The 17064-nt window shown below is 70.7% G+C and carries 18 protein-coding genes and 1 pseudogene; 7 read left to right on the top strand and 12 right to left on the bottom strand.

The window, feature by feature from the left end:
• Positions 1-2: 2 nt before the first annotated feature.
• The gene (locus MKK60_RS16820) at positions 3-260 is read left to right on the top strand and encodes a DUF6111 family protein (protein ID WP_147843531.1); all 258 of its coding nucleotides are present in this window, start codon (positions 3-5) and stop codon (positions 258-260) included.
• Positions 260-1507, top strand: a complete 1248-nt coding sequence (locus MKK60_RS16825; RefSeq protein ID WP_243987482.1) for a CCA tRNA nucleotidyltransferase — start codon at positions 260-262, stop codon at positions 1505-1507. The genes MKK60_RS16820 and MKK60_RS16825 overlap by 1 nt, the downstream gene beginning before the upstream one ends.
• Before the next feature lie 49 nt (positions 1508-1556).
• Here the strand turns inward: MKK60_RS16825 and MKK60_RS16830 are convergent, their stop codons facing one another.
• The 8 genes from MKK60_RS16830 to MKK60_RS16865 all read right to left on the bottom strand — a co-directional run bounded on the left by MKK60_RS16830 (position 1557) and on the right by MKK60_RS16865 (position 8588).
• Positions 1557-1958 carry a F0F1 ATP synthase subunit epsilon gene (locus MKK60_RS16830; RefSeq protein WP_243987489.1) on the bottom strand — a complete coding sequence of 134 codons (402 nt, stop codon included), beginning with the start codon at positions 1956-1958 and terminating at the stop codon, positions 1557-1559.
• A gap of 70 nt (positions 1959-2028) precedes the next feature.
• Entirely contained in the window at positions 2029-2277 is a 249-nt protein-coding gene (locus MKK60_RS16835; protein WP_243987491.1) for a hypothetical protein, read from the bottom strand.
• 4 nt (positions 2278-2281) lie between these two features.
• Positions 2282-3739, bottom strand: coding sequence for a F0F1 ATP synthase subunit beta (gene atpD / locus MKK60_RS16840; RefSeq protein WP_147728190.1), 1458 nt, complete (start codon positions 3737-3739; stop codon positions 2282-2284).
• 48 nt (positions 3740-3787) lie between these two features.
• Complete coding sequence (locus MKK60_RS16845) at positions 3788-4675, bottom strand: F0F1 ATP synthase subunit gamma (RefSeq protein WP_243987493.1); 888 nt, start codon at positions 4673-4675, stop codon at positions 3788-3790.
• A 71-nt stretch (positions 4676-4746) separates the two neighbouring features.
• Positions 4747-6282: a F0F1 ATP synthase subunit alpha gene (gene atpA / locus MKK60_RS16850; protein ID WP_147728192.1), complete on the bottom strand. Its 1536-nt coding sequence runs from the start codon at positions 6280-6282 to the stop codon at positions 4747-4749.
• A 74-nt stretch (positions 6283-6356) separates the two neighbouring features.
• On the bottom strand, positions 6357-6926 hold the full coding sequence (locus MKK60_RS16855) for a F0F1 ATP synthase subunit delta (RefSeq protein ID WP_243987495.1): 570 nt from the start codon (positions 6924-6926) through the stop codon (positions 6357-6359).
• A 233-nt stretch (positions 6927-7159) separates the two neighbouring features.
• A complete protein-coding gene (locus MKK60_RS16860) occupies positions 7160-7849 on the bottom strand; it encodes a DsbA family protein (protein WP_243987502.1) in 690 nt (229 codons plus the stop codon).
• A 112-nt stretch (positions 7850-7961) separates the two neighbouring features.
• Positions 7962-8588, bottom strand: coding sequence for a 2-hydroxychromene-2-carboxylate isomerase (locus MKK60_RS16865; protein ID WP_147729303.1), 627 nt, complete (start codon positions 8586-8588; stop codon positions 7962-7964).
• A 295-nt stretch (positions 8589-8883) separates the two neighbouring features.
• Between MKK60_RS16865 and MKK60_RS16870 the strand changes: the two genes are divergently transcribed.
• Positions 8884-10122 carry an argininosuccinate synthase gene (locus tag MKK60_RS16870; RefSeq protein ID WP_147729302.1) on the top strand — a complete coding sequence of 413 codons (1239 nt, stop codon included), beginning with the start codon at positions 8884-8886 and terminating at the stop codon, positions 10120-10122.
• A 53-nt stretch (positions 10123-10175) separates the two neighbouring features.
• Here MKK60_RS16870 and MKK60_RS16875 read toward each other — a convergent pair whose 3' ends face one another.
• Both MKK60_RS16875 and mtgA read right to left on the bottom strand, forming a co-directional pair.
• The gene (locus MKK60_RS16875) at positions 10176-10718 is read right to left on the bottom strand and encodes a hypothetical protein (protein ID WP_243987504.1); all 543 of its coding nucleotides are present in this window, start codon (positions 10716-10718) and stop codon (positions 10176-10178) included.
• A gap of 73 nt (positions 10719-10791) precedes the next feature.
• The gene (gene mtgA / locus MKK60_RS16880) at positions 10792-11400 is read right to left on the bottom strand and encodes a monofunctional biosynthetic peptidoglycan transglycosylase (protein WP_405044393.1); all 609 of its coding nucleotides are present in this window, start codon (positions 11398-11400) and stop codon (positions 10792-10794) included.
• A gap of 198 nt (positions 11401-11598) precedes the next feature.
• Here mtgA and MKK60_RS16885 point away from each other — a divergent pair, with 198 nt between their 5' ends.
• Together MKK60_RS16885 and leuB are read left to right on the top strand one after the other, a co-directional pair.
• Positions 11599-12561 (top strand): polyprenyl synthetase family protein, encoded by a 963-nt coding sequence (locus MKK60_RS16885; RefSeq protein WP_147728945.1) that lies wholly within the window; start codon positions 11599-11601, stop codon positions 12559-12561.
• 268 nt (positions 12562-12829) lie between these two features.
• Positions 12830-13960, top strand: a complete 1131-nt coding sequence (gene leuB / locus MKK60_RS16890; protein ID WP_243987511.1) for a 3-isopropylmalate dehydrogenase — start codon at positions 12830-12832, stop codon at positions 13958-13960.
• Between the two features lie 54 nt (positions 13961-14014).
• On the opposite strand, the gene MKK60_RS16895 is transcribed toward leuB, so the two are convergent.
• Positions 14015-14419: a hypothetical protein gene (locus MKK60_RS16895; RefSeq protein WP_147729876.1), complete on the bottom strand. Its 405-nt coding sequence runs from the start codon at positions 14417-14419 to the stop codon at positions 14015-14017.
• Between the two features lie 185 nt (positions 14420-14604).
• Positions 14605-15444, bottom strand: a complete 840-nt coding sequence (locus tag MKK60_RS16900) for a hypothetical protein (protein WP_243987513.1) — start codon at positions 15442-15444, stop codon at positions 14605-14607.
• A gap of 298 nt (positions 15445-15742) precedes the next feature.
• Here MKK60_RS16900 and MKK60_RS16905 point away from each other — a divergent pair, with 298 nt between their 5' ends.
• Together MKK60_RS16905 and MKK60_RS16910 are read left to right on the top strand one after the other, a co-directional pair.
• Positions 15743-16777, top strand: a complete 1035-nt coding sequence (locus MKK60_RS16905) for an aspartate-semialdehyde dehydrogenase (protein WP_147729787.1) — start codon at positions 15743-15745, stop codon at positions 16775-16777.
• A 93-nt stretch (positions 16778-16870) separates the two neighbouring features.
• Positions 16871-17064, top strand: a pseudogene (locus MKK60_RS16910) (PQQ-dependent dehydrogenase, methanol/ethanol family); the annotation flags it as partial.

Raw genomic sequence — 17064 nt, forward strand, 5'->3', positions numbered from 1 at the left:
CCATGCTGCGTCGCTTCGTGGAGGAGTTCGGGCTCTTCCTGCTGCCCTTCGGGCTGTTCTTCGCCTACCTGCTGCTCGTCGGCCGCAACCCGCTGCAGCGGGCGCACTGGGACGCGCAGGCCTTCCGCCTCGTCCTGGCCGGCTTGGCCGTGGTGATCGCCTCGATGGTCGCCTCGGGCCTGTTCTCCGAGCGCCATGCCGCCGGCTTCGTGCCGACCCACATGGAGAACGGCCGCCTGGTGCCGGGCGAGTTCCGCTGATGCGCAGCCTCGACCCCGAGGGCCCGGCACGGCTGCTCGCCAGGCCGGAGGTGCGGGCGGCGCTCGGCGCCCTGGACCAGGCCAGCGAGGAGACCCGCCTCGTCGGCGGCTGCGTCCGCGACGCGCTCCTCGGGATCGACGCCGCCGACATCGACCTGGCGACGACGCTGCTGCCCGACGCCGTGATCGCCCGCGCGCAGGCGGCGGGCCTCAAGGCGGTTCCGACCGGGATCGAGCACGGCACCGTCACGCTGGTCGTCGCCGGCCGACCGGTCGAGGTCACGACCCTGCGCGAGGACGTCGAGACCGACGGGCGGCACGCGGTCGTCCGCTTCGGCCGCGACTTCGTGCGCGACGCCGAGCGGCGGGACTTCACGGTCAACGCGCTCTCGCTCGGGGCCGACGGCACGCTGCACGACACCACCGGCGGCCGCGCCGACCTCGCGGCCGCCCGCGTCCGCTTCATCGGGGACCCCGCGACCCGGATCCGCGAGGACGCCCTGCGCATCCTCCGGTTCTTCCGCTTCCATGCCCGCTTCGGCGAGGGCCGACCGGACGCGGACGCGCTCGCCGCCTGCATCGCCGCGCGGGCGGCCCTCGACGGCCTGTCGCGGGAGCGCGTGCGATCGGAATTCCTGAAGCTTCTAGCCGCGCCGCATGCGCTCGAGGCGGTCGATGTCCTCGCCGAGACCGGCCTCCTGGCCCGCATCACCGGGGGCGTCGCCGAGAGGGGGCGTCTGTCGCGCGCGATCGCGGCCGGCGCTCCGACGATCCACCGGCTCGCCGCCCTTTCCGTGACGACGCGGGCGGATGCCGAGCGCCTCGCCGAGAGCCTGCGCCTGTCCAAGGCCGAGCACGTCGCCCTCGATGCTTATGCCCGCGCCCTAGCCGCCTTGAAGACCCGGGCCGTGATCGACATTCCGGCGCTGCGGGCGCTCGCGGCCGAGCACGGACCGGCGGCCCTGGGGGCGGCGCTGGCCGTCGTCGCCGGCGAGCCGCGGCCGGTGATCGGGGCCGACGCCGCGGCTGCCTGGAGGGACATGAAGGACGGCCCGGCCCCGGTCCTGCCGGTGACCGGCGCGATCCTCGTCGCCCGCGGCATCCCGGCCGGGCCGCGGATCGGGCTCGCCTTGACGGCGGCGCGCCGGCGCTGGCTCGACCAGGGCTGTCCCGTCGGCCCGGAAGCGGCCGAGGCGCTGATCGCGCACGTCCTCGACATGGAAAAGCCCGCCGAACCGCACCGGTGACGGCGGTTCGAGCGGGCTTCGGGAGCCTCGGCCGAGAGCGGCGAACGGCTCAGAGCTTGAGGAGGTTCTTGGTCTCCTGGAGCTGCACGATCTGGCCGTTCAGCTCCTCGCGCTTCTGCAGGTCCTCGGTGGCGTCGCGCTGCAGCTCGGCCGCCTCGATGTCGCGGTCGAGAGATTCCGGGGTCAGCTCCTCGATCGGCGCCGCGCGCTCGGCCAGCACCGTCACCCCGGTCGGGCCGATGTCGGCGAAGCCGCCGCGGACGTAGATGCGCTTGCCGCTGTTGGTGCGCTCGGTGACCACGATCACGCCGACGCGGAGCGAGGTCAGCACCGGAGCGTGGCCGGCGAGGACGGTCATCTCGCCCTCGGTGCCGGGAAGCTGCACCGACTCGACCTCGCCGGAATACAGCGACCGCTCGGGGCCGACGAAATCGAAGTGGAAGGTGTCCATGCGCTCGGAATCCCGACGTTTGTCATTCCCGGCACGCGGCCTGCTGAAGGCTGCGTGCCGACCTGAGAGGTTAGGCCCTGCGCCGGTCCGTGGCGAAGCCGAGGCCGAAGCCGACCAGAGCGCCGATGCCGGCGAACAGGCCGATATGCTGCATCTGACCGGTGGTCAGCTCGCCGCCCCGGGTACCGGCCGGGCGGTCGCCCTGCACCTCGACCGAGAGCGGCCCGATCTTGAGCTCGGCCGCCTCGGGCCGCGTGACGTAGCCGACGAGGCCGCCGGCCAGGAGGCCGACGACCAGAAGGACGATCTTGCCGTTCAAGACCTCAGGCGGCCTTCAGCTTCTTGGCCTTGGCCTGGGCGTCCTCGATGGTGCCGACCATGTAGAAGGCCGCCTCCGGCAGGTCGTCGTACTTGCCCTCGACGAGGCCCTTGAAGCCCTTGATGGTGTCTTCCAGCGGCACCTGGATGCCCGGCGAGCCGGTGAAGATCTCGGCCACCGAGAACGGCTGCGAGAAGAAGCGCTCGATCTTGCGGGCGCGGGCCACGGTCAGCTTGTCCTCTTCCGACAGCTCGTCCATCCCGAGGATGGCGATGATGTCCTGGAGCGACTTGTAGCGCTGCAGCGTCTGCTGGACCTTGCGGGCCACCTCGTAGTGCTCCTCGCCGAGGATCGCCGGCGAGAGCATGCGCGAGGTCGAGTCGAGCGGGTCCACCGCCGGGTAGATGCCCTTCTCGGCGATCGAGCGCGACAGCGTCGTGGTCGCGTCGAGGTGGGCGAAGGAGGCGGCGGGCGCAGGATCGGTCAGATCGTCGGCCGGCACGTAGATCGCCTGCACCGAGGTGATCGAGCCCTTGTTGGTGGTGGTGATGCGCTCCTGCAAGGCGCCCATGTCGGTGGCCAGCGTCGGCTGGTAGCCCACCGCGGACGGGATGCGGCCGAGCAGCGCCGACACTTCCGAGCCGGCCTGGGTGAAGCGGAAGATGTTGTCCACGAAGAACAGCACGTCCTGGCCCTGGTCGCGGAAGTCCTCGGCGATGGTGAGGCCGGTGAGCGCGACGCGCGAGCGGGCACCGGGCGACTCGTTCATCTGGCCGTAGACCAGCGCGCACTTGGAGCCCTCGGCCGAGCCGTTATGCTCCTTCGGGTCCATGTTGACCTTGGACTCGATCATCTCGTGGTAGAGATCGTTGCCCTCGCGGGTGCGCTCGCCGACACCGGCGAAGACCGAGTAGCCCGAGTGCACCTTGGCGATATTGTTGATCAGCTCCATGATCAGCACGGTCTTGCCGACGCCGGCGCCGCCGAACAGGCCGATCTTGCCGCCCTTGGCGTAGGGAGCGAGCAGGTCGACCACCTTGATGCCGGTGACGAGGATCTGCGACTCGGTCGACTGGTCGGTGTAGTCCGGCGCCGGCTGGTGGATGGCGCGCAGGCTGTCGGACTGGATCGGGCCGGCCTCGTCGATCGGCTCGCCGATGACGTTCATGATGCGGCCGAGCGTGTTGTGGCCGACCGGCACCATGATCGGCGAACCCGTGTCCGTGCATTCCTGCCCGCGGGTCAGGCCCTCGGAAGTGTCCATCGCGATGCAGCGCACAGTGCTCTCGCCGAGCTGGGCGGCGACTTCGAGAACGAGGCGGGCGCCGTTGTTCTTGGTCTCGAGCGCGTTCAGGATTTCCGGCAGGTGGCCGTCGAACTGGACGTCGACGACGGGGCCGATGACCTGGGTAATCTTGCCGACCTTGTTGGAGCCGGCGCCGGGGAGAGCGGTGTTTGCCATGATTGCGTGCCCTTGAAAGGTATGCGGTCGGTGCGCCGGTGAGGGCGCTTAGAGGGCTTCGGCGCCCGAGATGATCTCGATGAGTTCCTTGGTGATCATCGCCTGACGCGTGCGGTTGTAGATCAGCGTCTGCTTCTTGATCATCTCGCCCGCGTTGCGGGTCGCGGAATCCATGGCGCTCATGCGGGCGCCCTGCTCGGAGGCCGCGTTCTCCAGGAGCGCCCGGTAGACCTGGACCGTGAGGTTCTTCGGCAGCAGCGTCTCGAGGATCGCTTCCTCGGACGGCTCGAACTCCAGGGCCGAGTCGGCTGGCGCGCCGGTGGTGCTGGCCACGCCCTCGGGCAGCTCCGCCGGGATCAGCCGCTGCGCCGTCGGGATCTGCGAGATCACCGAACGGAACTCGGAGAAGAACAGCATCGCGACGTCGAACTCGCCGGCCTCGTACCGGGTCAGGATCTTGTCGGCGATCTCGGCGGCGAAGGGGTAGTCCACCGGGCGGTTGCCGCGGATGTCCTGGCTCTCGACGATCTGCTCGCGGAACTGGCGGCGCAGCTGGTCGAGGCCCTTCTTGCCGACCGTCATCATCTTGACGGTCTTGCCCTCGGCCGTGAGCTTGTCGGCATGGGCCCGCGCCAGGCGCGCGATCGACGAGTTGAAGGCGCCGCACAGGCCTCGGTCGCCGGTGCAGACGATCAGCAGGTGCGTCTGGTCCTTGCCGGTGCCGGCCAGAAGCTTCGGGGCGCCGACGCCGCCGACGAGGTTCCCGGCGAGGTTGCCGAGCACGGCCGCCATCTTCTCGGCGTAGGGCCGGCCGCTCTCGGCGGCCGTCTGGGCGCGCCGCAGCTTCGCGGCGGCGACCATCTGCATCGCCTTGGTGATCTTCTGCGTCGCCTTCACCGAAGTGATGCGGTTGCGCAGATCCTTCAAACTCGCCATCGGGTGGTCCGGTCTCTCAGGGCCTGTTCACGACCGGGCGCCCGTCGCCGGGCGCCCGATGCGGCGGGTTCTCAGTTCGCGAGCGACTTGGCCACGCCCTCGACCACGCTCTTCAGCTTGGCGGCGCTGTCGTCCGACAGGTCCTTCGAGTCGCGGATGGTGGAGAGCAGGTCGGCGTGCTTGGAGCGCAGCGCGGAGAGCAGCGCGTCCTCGAACGGGCGGACCTTCGCCACCGGCATCTTGTCGAGGTAGCCGTTGACGCCGGCGTAGATCACCGCGACCTGCTCTTCCATCTTCAGCGGCGAGAATTGCGGCTGCTTCAGGAGCTCGGTGAGGCGCGAGCCGCGGTTGAGCAGCTGCTGGGTCGAGGCGTCCAGATCCGAGCCGAACTGGGCGAAGGCCGCCATCTCGCGGTACTGCGCCAGCTCGCCCTTGATCTTGCCGGCGACCTTCTTCATCGCCTTGGTCTGGGCCGAGGAGCCGACGCGCGAGACCGAGAGGCCGACGTTCACCGCCGGGCGGATGCCCTGGTAGAACAGGTCGGTCTCCAGGAAGATCTGGCCGTCGGTGATCGAGATCACGTTGGTCGGGATGTAGGCCGAGACGTCGTTGGCCTGGGTCTCGATGACCGGAAGGGCGGTCAGCGAGCCGTTGCCGGCGGCATCGCCCATCTTGGCGGCGCGCTCGAGCAGGCGCGAGTGCAGGTAGAACACGTCGCCGGGATAGGCCTCGCGGCCCGGCGGGCGGCGCAGCAGCAGCGACATCTGGCGGTAGGCCACGGCCTGCTTGGAGAGATCGTCGTACGAGATCACGGCGTGCATGCCGTTGTCGCGGAAGTACTCGCCCATGGCGCAGCCGGCGAACGGCGCGATGAACTGCATCGGCGCGGCGTCCGAGGCGGTGGCGGCGATGACGATCGAGTACTCCATCGCGCCCTGGTCCTCGAGGACCTTCACGAACTGGGCGACGGTGGAGCGCTTCTGGCCGATCGCGACGTAGATGCAGTAGAGCTTCGAGGTCTCGTCGCCGCCCGCGGCGTGGCCGGGCTTCTGGTTCAGGATCGTGTCGAGCACGATCGCGGTCTTGCCGGTCTGGCGATCGCCGATGATCAGCTCGCGCTGGCCGCGGCCGACCGGAATCAGGGCGTCGACGGCCTTGAGGCCAGTCGCCATCGGCTCGTGCACCGACTTGCGCGGGATGATGCCCGGCGCCTTCACGTCGACGCGGCGACGCTCGGTCGACTGGATCGGGCCCTTGCCGTCGATCGGGTTGCCGAGCCCGTCCACGACGCGGCCGAGCAGGGCCTTGCCGACCGGCACGTCCACGATCGCGCCGGTGCGCTTGACGGTCTGGCCTTCCTTGATGTCGCGATCGGAGCCGAAGATCACGATGCCGACGTTGTCCTGCTCGAGGTTGAGCGCCATGCCGCGCACGCCCGACTCGAACTCGACCATCTCGCCGGCCTGGACGTTGTCGAGGCCGTAGGCGCGGGCGATGCCGTCGCCAACGGACAGGACCTGGCCGACCTCGGAGACTTCGGCTTCCTCGCCGAAGTTCTTGATCTGGTCTTTCAGGATCGCGGAGATCTCGGCGGCGCGGATGTCCATCGTCGGGCCCTTCAGTTCGTTCGAATCAGGTGTTTACGTGTGATGGCGGGAGCCGGAGCGTCCTGTCGGACGGCCTAGCGCGCTTCCCGCATCGCGAGACGGATGCCGTTGAGCTTGGTCCGGAGCGAGGCGTCGACCATGCGCGAGCCCATCTTGACGATGAGGCCGCCGATCAGGCTGGGGTCGACGTGCAGGTCGAGGTCGATCTCGGACTTGGCGACGTCGCGCAAGCTCGCCTTGATCTCTTCCAGCACCGCGTCGGAGGGACGCTCCGCCACCCGGACCTCGGCGCGGACGATGCCCTTCGACTCGCGCACCAGGCTGCGGAAGGCGGAGATCATGCCGGGCAGCGCGAACAGGCGGCGGTTGGCGGCCGAGAGGCGGATGAAGTTGGCGGCCAGGCCGGTGATGCCGGCCTTCTCGAGGATCGCGCCGATCGCGGCGGCCTGCTCCTCGCCGGAGAAGACCGGGCTGCGCACGAGGCGGCGGAGGTCGGCGCTCTCCTTGAGCAGGGCGTCGAAGCGCTCCAGGCCCTCGGCCGTCGCATCGACCTGACGCTCGTCACGGGCGAGATCGAACAGGGCGGAGGCGTATCGACCCGACACGCCGCCGACCGGGGAACCCTCGGAACCGTTCTGCGCCACCCGTCGCTCTCTCTTGTTCCTTGGCCCTTCGGTTCCGACCGGGCTGCGCCGTACTGAGGGCGCCGGGCCGGAGACCGTCGGGAAATGGGATTGTGCCGGGCGGTCGGGGACCATGAAGATCCCTCGGCCGGCGCGGCGACCGCCTAGCATGGCAACCGGAGCCGCGCAAGGCGATCGGCCGGCTGCGGCGCCCCGGCCGAGCTTGCGCGAAAGCCGCGATCCGCAGGTGTCGATCAGCAGGCGAGGCGATCGCACCGGCGCGTGGCGGCGATCATCTTCGCCATCGCGCGCGCGCCCGGATGGCCGAGGATGCCGGCATTGCCGAGCACGTAGGACGGGGTCGCGTAGAGGCCGAGATCGGCCGCGATCCGCATCTGGCTCTTGAGCGCTTCGCGGACCTCGTCGCCGTCGGCGATCGTTTCCAGATCCGGGCCGGCGATGCCGAGCGCGGTGCCGGCGGCGAGCGCGCCGGGGCCGTCGATCTTGCCGGGCTTGCCGAGCAGCTGGCCGTAGAAGGCCCAGGCGGCCTCGGAGCCGAGCTTGCGCTGGACGGCCAGCGCGACCTTGGCGGCCTGCGCCGATTGCGGCGACAGGATCGGGTTCTGCACCAGGCCGATCCGAAGCGCCGGATCGGCGGCGTGCAGCGCGATCACGTCGGCGGCGGCCTTGCGGCAGTAGGGGCAGTTGAAGTCGAAGAACTCGTACAGCGTCGTCTCGGCCTCGCGCGGGCCGACATACGTGACGCCGCGCAGGGACGCGATCTGCCCGGTGATCTCGCCGGGCAGCACCGAGTTGGCGACCGCCCTGCCCTCGTCGCTCGTCACCGCGACCCGCTGCCCGTAGGACTGGGCGCGGGCGGCCCCGGTGAGGGCGACGCCGGCGGCGGCCGAGGTCGCGAGGAGGTGGCGGCGGGTCAAGGGCATGGCGGCGTCCGTGCGGCGGTGTCGAGCCCGCGCATCAGCCCGGCGATTCAGGCGATGTCGGGGCCTTCGGCCGGATTGTTTCGCCGCGGGATCCGTTCGGCGCGAATTCTCGTCAGCGCATGTCGCCCGGCCGCTCGCCGGCGGCCCAGGCCAGCGCCTGCTCGAGCCGGTCGTTGCCCCAGAAGAGCTCGCCGTCGTCGGTCAGGAAGGTCGGGGCGCCGAAGATGCCGCGCGAGCGTGCCTCCTCGCCGACGACGCGGAGCTTGGTCTTGTTGGCCTCGCTCGCCGCCGCCTTGAGCTGCTGCGTCCCGTCGAGGCCGAGGCCGTTGAGGATCTCGACCACCGCCGCGGGCTCCGCGATCGAGCGGCCGTGCGCGAAGCAGGATTCGAACACCGCCTTCGAGAACGGCACCAGCCAGTCCTGGTCCTGCCCGAGGATCGCGGCGCGGGTCGCGCTGAGGCTGTTCTGCGGGAACGGATCGGGGCGGCGCACGGGCGGCAGGCCGCAGCGCGCGGCTTCGCGCTCCAAATCGCGCCACATGTTCCGGCCCTTGGCCGGGTAGAGGTTGAAGGGGGAGCTGGTCCAGCCCTGCGAGGCGAAGATCGGCCCGACCAGGAACGGGCGCCAGCGCACGGCGACGCCGGCCGCCGCGGCCAGTCCCTCGATCCGGGCGGCGGCGAGGTAGGAATAGGTCGAAGCGAACTCGTACCAGAACTCGAGGGTCGGCTGGCGCGCCATGGTGATCGCTTCTCCGGGTCTGGATGTCGGCACGCAAATCTCGCACCCGTCGGTGTCGGGAGCGAGGCGGCCTCGGGCGCGTGGACGAGGGTCCGCGACGCCCCGCACGCCTGATCGAACGTCCGTCCCGGCATGCCGGTTGCAGGCCGTTCCGGTTGCAGGCTTCGGGACGGCGCGATAAGCCGCCGCAACCCCCGGCCCGCCGCCCTTGGCCCCTCGCCTTCGGTCCGTCGCCCGAGGCCCTCGCCCCAAGTCCCTCGCCCCTGCCCATCGCCGCGAACACCCGAAGGTCCGCATGTCCGAGCCCGACAAGAAGCCCGTGAACAAGGTGGTGCTGGCCTATTCCGGCGGCCTCGACACCTCGATCATCCTGAAATGGCTGCAGACGACCTACGGCTGCGAGGTGATCACCTTCACCGCCGATCTCGGGCAGGGCGAGGAGCTGGAGCCGGCCCGCCGCAAGGCGGAGCTGCTCGGGATCAAGCCGGAGAACATCTTCATCGAGGACCTGCGCGAGGAATTCGTGCGGGACTACGTGTTCCCGATGTTCCGCGCCAACGCGGTCTACGAGGGCGTCTACCTGCTCGGCACCTCGATCGCCCGGCCGCTGATCGCCAAGAAGCAGATCGAGATCGCCGAGCGCCTCGGCGCCGACGCGGTCTGCCACGGCGCCACCGGCAAGGGCAACGACCAGGTCCGGTTCGAGCTCGGCTACTACGCCCTGAAGCCCGACGTGACGGTCATCGCCCCCTGGCGCGAATGGGACCTGAAGAGCCGCGAGCAGCTGATCGCCTTCGCGGAAGCGCATCAGATCCCGATCGCCAAGGACAAGCGCGGCGAGAGCCCGTTCTCGGTGGACGCCAACCTCCTGCACGCCTCCTCCGAGGGCAAGGTGCTGGAGGACCCGGCCGACGAGGTGCCGGACTACGTCTTCTCGCGCACGCTCTCGCCCGAGGAGGCGCCCGACACGCCGACGATCATCACCGTCGGCTTCGAGAAGGGCGACGCGGTCTCCATCGACGGCGAGGCGCTGTCCCCGGCCTCGCTCCTGGCCAGGCTCAACCAGCTCGGCCACGACAACGGCATCGGCCGGCTCGACCTCGTCGAGAACCGCTTCGTCGGCATGAAGAGCCGCGGCATGTACGAGACGCCCGGCGGCACCATCCTGCTGCCGGCCCACCGCGCGATCGAGTCGATCACGCTGGACCGGGGCGCGGCGCACCTGAAGGACCAGATCATGCCGCAATACGCGGAGCTGATCTACAACGGCTTCTGGTTCTCGCCCGAGCGCGAGATGCTGCAGGCGCTGATCGACAAGAGCCAGGAGAAGGTCACCGGCGAGGTCCGGCTGAAGCTCTACAAGGGCGGCGTCCACGTCATCGGCCGGACGAGCCCGCACTCGCTCTACGACCAGGACCTCGTCACCTTCGAGGAAGGCGCCGTCGCCTACGACCACCGCGACGCGGCGGGCTTCATCAAGCTCAACGCGCTGCGGCTGCGGACCCTGGCGCAGCGCAAGAAGCGGGACGCCTGAGGGCCTGCACCCTCCCCCGCGAAGGGGGAGGGAAGCCGCCGGGCGACCGCGGCCTAGGCGTAGTCGCCCGGCGCGATGTCGGCGTAGCGCAGGAAGATCTGCAGCGCCGGCTGGATCTCGTGGTGCAGGGCGGAATCCGGCACCGGCGTCGCGCCGTAGGGCGCCTCCGCGTCGACGCAGGGCACGTCCAGCGCATCGCTCCAGCGCACGGCGAGGTGCGGGATCAGCGCGAGGTGCTCGGCGGTGACGTCGAAGGTGATGTGCTCCGGCGTGGCGCCGTCCGCGTCGCGGAACACGTCGCCGGCCCGGCCCGGATCGAGCTTGGCCAGGGGGTTGTGGTACTGGTAGCGCCCGGGCTTGAGCGCCGCGTGGCGGACGAAGGCGGCGAACGCCGCGCCGACCGCCCGGTGCTCCGCGTCGGCCCCCTCGTCGTCGCCGGTGACGTTGGCGATGTCGTCGTCCCGCGCGGTCGAGCCGTAGGGCGCGTCCGGGTGGATCATCGGCGCGCCCGCCCCGTCGGCGTTCCAGCCGACGACGAGGCGGCGGATCAGGGCGATCCGCTCCAGGGTGATCTCTGTGGTGCCGGTCTCGGCCATGGCGCTCGTTCTCGTTCGGATCACGCTCCCTAACCGCATCGGGCCGGCCTGCGAACCGGGGATCTGAAAAAACTCACCCCCTCAGGCAGCCCATCAGGCCCTCGACCTGCCCCATCCGGCCCTGGATGCGCTCGGCCTGCGCCCGCACCCCGCGCGAGGGCCGCCCGGCGCTGCGCCGGATCGGGTTCGGCAGGGTCGCGGCGAGCAGGGCCGCCTCGCCGCGGGTGAGGTCGCGGGCGTTCTTGCCGAACCAGTGCCGGGCGGCGGCCTGCGCGCCGTAGACGCCGTCGCCCCACTCGGCGACGTTGAGGTAGATCTCCATCATCCGCCGCTTGCCCCAGAGCGCGTCGAGGAGAAACGCGAGCGGGATCTCCAGCGCCTTGCGGAGGTAGGACCGGCCGGGCCAGAGGAAGACGTTCTTTACCGTCTGCATCGCGATCGTCGAGGCGCCGCGGCTCGGGCCGTCCTCGTCGTCGACCACGTCGCGCAGGGCCCCGACGTCGACCCCGTTGTCGAGGCAGAAGCGCTGGTCCTCGGAGGCGACCACCGCCTGGACCAGCGCCGGCGCGATCGCCGACAGCGGCACCGCCTCGCGAGCCACCGGCTGCAGCGTCAACCATCGCCCGAGCATCAGGGTTGAGGGCGGCGTCACCGCGCTATAGAGCAGCGCCAGCGCGAGCATGAGGACGATCCCGACCGCCGGGACGAGCAGGATGCGCCCGACGAGCTTCCGGACCCGCCGCGACGGTGGCGGCAGCTGCGGGCGCCCCAGCGACCTCAGGTCCCGCGCCTCGGTACTCTGCGCGTCGCGACCCGGCGCCGCTTTGCTATCGTCCGCCCGCACCGTGTCGCGTCCCACTCCCGCCAAGGCCCGTTCCCGATGACCTCAACGCAGGCTCACCCCGCTCCGGTCAAGTCGCAAGCCGCCGGCGACGGGTTTTCCCACAAGCTCGCCCGCGTGGCCGACACGGTGGAGACCTTCCTGGTCGAGCGCCTCGGCCCCGAGGTCGGCCCGGGCGAGATCGCGCGCCCGCCCCGCCTGATGGAGGCGATGCGCCATGCGGTGCTCGGCGGCGGCAAGCGCCTGCGCCCGTTCCTCGCGGTCGAGACCGCGCGCATGCTCGGCGGCTCCGAGGCCGGCGCGCTCGCGGCCGGCGCCGGCGTCGAGCTGGTGCACTGCTACTCGCTCGTCCACGACGACATGCCGGCGATGGACGACGACGACATGCGCCGCGGCAAGCCGACCGTGCACAAGGCCTACGACGAGGCCACCGCGATCCTCGTCGGCGACGCGCTGCAGACCCTGGCCTTCGAGATCGTGGCCGACCCGACCTGGCAGCCCGACCCGTCGATCCGTGCCGACCTCGTGCTCGGCCTCGCCCGCGCCTCGGGCTTGGGCGGCATGGTCGGCGGCCAGCTGCTCGACCTGACGGCGGAAGGCCGCTTCGGCCCGGTCTCCCTCGACGTGGACGACACGCTGCGGATGCAGGCGATGAAGACCGGCGCCATCCTCGCCTTCTCGGTCGAGGCCGGCGCGATGGTCGGCGGCGCCACCCGGGACGAGCGCGCCGCGCTGCTGCGCTACGGCCTCGCGCTGGGCCAGGCCTTCCAGATCGCCGACGACATCCTCGACCGCGAGGCCTCGCCGGAGGCGATGGGCAAGGCCACCGGCAAGGACAAGGACGCCGGCAAGGCGACCCTCGTCGACCGCCTCGGCCTCGACGGCGCGCGGGCCGAGTGCGACCGGCTGGTCGGCGTCTGCGAGGAGGCGGTGGCCCGCTGGGGCGACCGGGCGCGGACCCTGTGCGAGGCTGCGCGGTTTACGGTGGCGCGGAAGGTGTGACGTTTCCAAAGCGGTCGAATCAGGGCGCGCGTTTCGCGCCGGTTCGATCGGATCGTCCCACCCACGCCCTCATCCTGAGGTGCCCGCGTGAGCGGGCCTCGAAGGAGTTCTCCAGCACCCTCGCGATCTCTGGAGCGTTCCCTCTAGGCCTCCGCTTCGCTCCATCGCCTCAGGATGCGGAAGTGGGGTGGGACAGTCGAAGATCGGTAAGGCCGGTCGAAGTGAGTCGTTACGGCTCTCAACGACCCATCGATAAGAGGCGAACTCCATGACCACCTACAAGCTCCTGCTCCTGCCCGGCGACGGGATCGGCCCCGAGGTGATGGCCGGCGTCGAGACGGTGCTGACGGCGCTGGCCGAGACCGGGCTCGCCACCTTCGAGACCGAGACCGACCTCGTCGGCGGCTCGGCCATCGACGCCCACGGCAAGCCGCTCTCGGATGCGACGCTGGCCAAGGCCGACGCGGCGGACGCGATCCTGCTCGGGGCCGTCGGCGGGCCGAAGTGGAACGGCGTGGCCTACGAGATCCGCCCCGAGGCCGGCCTGCTGCGGCTGCGCAAGGACCTCGGCCTGTTCGCGAACCTGCGCCCGGCGATCTGCTACCCGGCGCTGGCCGACGCCTCGGCGCTCAAGCGCGAGCTGGTCGAGGGCCTCGACATCATGATCGTGCGCGAGCTCACCGGCGGCGTCTACTTCGGCGAGCCGAAGGAGATCACCACCCTGCCCGACGGCTCGAAGCGGGCCGTGGACACGCAGGTCTACACCACCGCCGAGATCGAGCGGATCGCGCACGTCGCCTTCGATCTCGCGGGCAAGCGCTCCGGCCGCGTCGCCTCCGCCGAGAAGCACAACGTGATGAAGTCCGGCGTGCTGTGGAAGGAGGTGGTCACCGAGGTGCACGCCCGCCACTACGCGGGAATCGCGCTGGAGCACGTGCTCGCCGACAACTGCGCGATGCAGCTGGTGCGGCGCCCGAAGCAGTTCGACGTGCTGGTGACGGACAACCTGTTCGGCGACGTGCTCTCCGACGTCGCCGCCATGCTCACCGGCTCGCTCGGGATGCTGCCCTCGGCCTCGCTCGGCGCGGTCGACGCGCGCGGGACCCGGAAGGCGCTCTACGAGCCGGTGCACGGCTCGGCGCCCGACATCGCCGGCCAGGACAAGGCCAACCCGATCGCGATGATCGGCTCGCTCGCCATGTGTCTGCGCTACTCGTTCGGCCTCGGCGAGGCGGCCGACCTCGTCGACGGCGCAATCACCGCGGCGCTGGCCGGCGGCGCGCGCACGGCCGACATCGCGAGCGACGGCGCCCCGGTGCTCGGCACCCGCGCGATGGCCGAGCTGATCGCGTCCGAGTTGCGCGTCCGCGCGGCCTGGGCGGCGGGACGCCACGCATGAAAAAGGGCGCGCAGCTCGTGCTGCGCGCCCCGATCGACCAGGTCCCGTGTCGGCTTAGTACGGGTTGCCGTAGCGCGCGACGTAGGAGGTCGGATCGATCGCGTCGATCGCCGAGAAGTCGACGTTGCGGATCGCGCTCGACCGGGCGCCGATGAACGGGCCGTTGGTGATCGGGTCGGGCAGGATGCCGCCGCCGTAGCCGTCGTTGCGGCCGTAGACCGGGTTGAGCTGGTTCGACTGCGCGATCAGGACCGGGTTGGTGGCCGGGTTGCTCACCGAGCCGTTGCCCGGCTCGACGACGTTGCCGGCATCGAGCCAGCTGCGCGGGCGGATGCGGATCGGCAGCGGACGGCTGACGCGGTAGCCCGGGGCGTAACCGTCCTGGGCCTGGACCGGCGCGGTGAAGCCGAGGCCGGTGACGGCGAGGGCGCCCAGCAGGGCGATCTTGATCGAGCGCATGACGCACCTTGTTTGAATGCGGGGTCGGGTATGGCGCCGAGAGATTAAGAATCCGGTGCCTGTTGCGGGGTAGACGCCCGAGCGCGGCCGCGGTTCCGGAAAAACGGCTCAGCTTGCGTGTTTTGCCGCATTGTCGCCCCAATCGCGCAAAGGGGCTCGCCGCCCCGATCACGCGAAGGGCTCGCTCAAGGATGCTGCGGTTTCCGCGCGGGCGGCGTGCGGCGCGGCACGATCGAGCCGGTGCGGCCTTCCGGCTCCCCGGACGACAGCGCCCGGATCGGGTCGCAGTTAGCGTCGCGGCGGCCCTCCGCGTCGGCGAAGACCGCGCTCGTGGCCGGGTCGGCGCGCGCGTCGAGGGTGAGCGCGTCGAGGGTGCAGGCGAGCGTGCGCGGCTCGGGCGGCTGCCCGAGGGGCGCACAGAGCCAGCCGTCGATCCGCGTCGGCTGGGCCTCCAGGGTGACGAAGCCGGTGCAGATCCGGCGCCCCGCGCCCGACAGCGTCGCCTCCAGCGTCTCGACCGCACCGAATTTCGTGGCGATCCGCCCGCGCTGGCCGGTCCGGATCACCGAGAGGTTCGGGCCCTCCGCCGCCCGCCGGGCCAGGGTCACGAACAGGCCGGGCTGCGGCTCGGGGGCGTCCCGCGTCAGGGTGAGGCGCAGATGCGTCTCCTCGATCGCCGCGAAGTCGCCGCGGCCCAGCGTCTGCTCCTGTGGGCCGTGCCGCGGTTCGATCCGGGCGGCCTCGCCCGCCAGGTCGAGGCGCAGGCGCCCGGCCGTCTCGGCCGGGACGGCGGGCCGTGGCGCGAGCGTCATGGCCGGCACGAAGGCGATCCCGAGATCGGTGGTCGTGACGGAGGCCGGCGCCGGCTCGGGCGGACGCGTCCGGGCCGTCTCGCGGGACAGCACGCTCAGCGCGCCGATCGTCAGCACGGCGCCGACCGCGCGGCCGGCGAAGGCGACGAGCCGCCACCGCCGCGGCGTGGCCGCCGCGGGCGCGAGGCCGGGGAACGTCTCGTCTGTGGCCATCGGATGGGGTCGCGCCTCGGGAAAGCGCCTGCATCCTCCGCCCGGATCCCCTCCCCGGTGGTTTCGATCCGCCGCCCGAGGCCGGCTTTCTCGGCACGCGGTGAATCGAACCTTGCCGCGGGGATGCATGACGAAGCGCGGGAGGCATGACGCCGCCTCCCTTGACAGGCGAGCGACCCCGGCGCCTTGCTCCCGCCTTCCGCAGGTCCCACCTTGCGACGTCGCGGGGCCGGCGGGTCATGGCCCGACGCGGGCGGCGGATGCCGGGATCGCGCGCGGCAAGCGGAGTCTGATCGAGATGGGTTACAAGGTCGCCATCGTCGGCGCCACGGGGAACGTGGGCCGCGAGATGCTGGACATCCTCGCCGAGCGGGCCTTCCCCGCCGACGAGGTCGTGGCTCTGGCTTCGCGCCGCAGCCAGGGCCAGGAAGTCTCCTTCGGCGACAAGATCCTCAAGGTCAAAGCCCTCGACACCTACGACTTCTCCGACACCGACATCTGCCTGATGTCGGCCGGCGGCGAGACCTCCAAGGAGTGGTCGCCCCGCATCGGCGCGCAGGGCTGCGTGGTGATCGATAACTCGTCGGCGTTCCGCTACGAGTCGGACGTGCCGCTGATCGTGCCCGAGGTGAACGCCGACGCGGTGGTCGGCTTCTCCAAGCGCAACATCATCGCCAACCCGAACTGCTCGACGGCGCAGCTCGTGGTCGCCCTGAAGCCGCTGCACGAGGCGGCGACGATCAAGCGCGTGGTGATCTCGACCTACCAGTCGGTCTCCGGCGCCGGCAAGGACGCGATGGACGAGCTGTTCAACCAGACCCGCGCCGTGTTCACGGCCGGCGAGGTGAAGCAGGAGAAGTTCACCAAGCGCATCGCCTTCAACGTCATCCCGCACATCGACGTGTTCATGGAGGACGGCTACACCAAGGAAGAGTGGAAGCTGGTCGCCGAGACCAAGAAGATGCTCGACCCCAAGATCAAGCTCACGGCCACCGCCGTGCGTGTGCCGGTGTTCATCGGCCACGCGGAGGCCGTCAACGTCGAGTTCGAGCGACCGATCTCCGCCGAGGAGGCGACCGCGATCCTGCGCTCGGCGCCCGGCATCCTGGTGATCGATAAGCGCGAGAACGGCGGCTACATGACCCCGCACGAGGCGGCGGGCGAGGACGCCACCTACATCTCCCGCATCCGCGAGGACGCGACGGTGGAGAACGGCCTGAACTTCTGGTGCGTCTCGGACAACCTGCGCAAGGGCGCCGCCCTGAACACGGTCCAGATCGCCGAGCTCCTGATCAACCGCAAGCTGATCGGGCGGGACAGGAAGGCGGCCTGAACGTCGTCCGACGATCGGGATCCATGATTGATCGAGGCGCTGTCCCGCTGGTCGGGCGGCGCCTTTTCATTTTGCAGATCAGGCTGCCGAGCGATGAATCTCGATCTTGGACCGCACCTGCTCCTCGTCGCTCTCGCATCGACCAGCCCGGCGATCGCGAACGACGATCTGATGAAGCATCTGGCGAACCCGGCCGAGCAGGTGCTGCAGACGGTCGACTACGCCAACACGCGCTATTCGAAGCTCGACCAGATCAACGCGGGCAACGTCAAGAACCTCCAGGTGGC

Origin of the sequence: Methylobacterium sp. J-092 (assembly GCF_022829325.1) — a bacterium.
Taxonomy (GTDB): Bacteria; Pseudomonadota; Alphaproteobacteria; order Rhizobiales; family Beijerinckiaceae; genus Methylobacterium.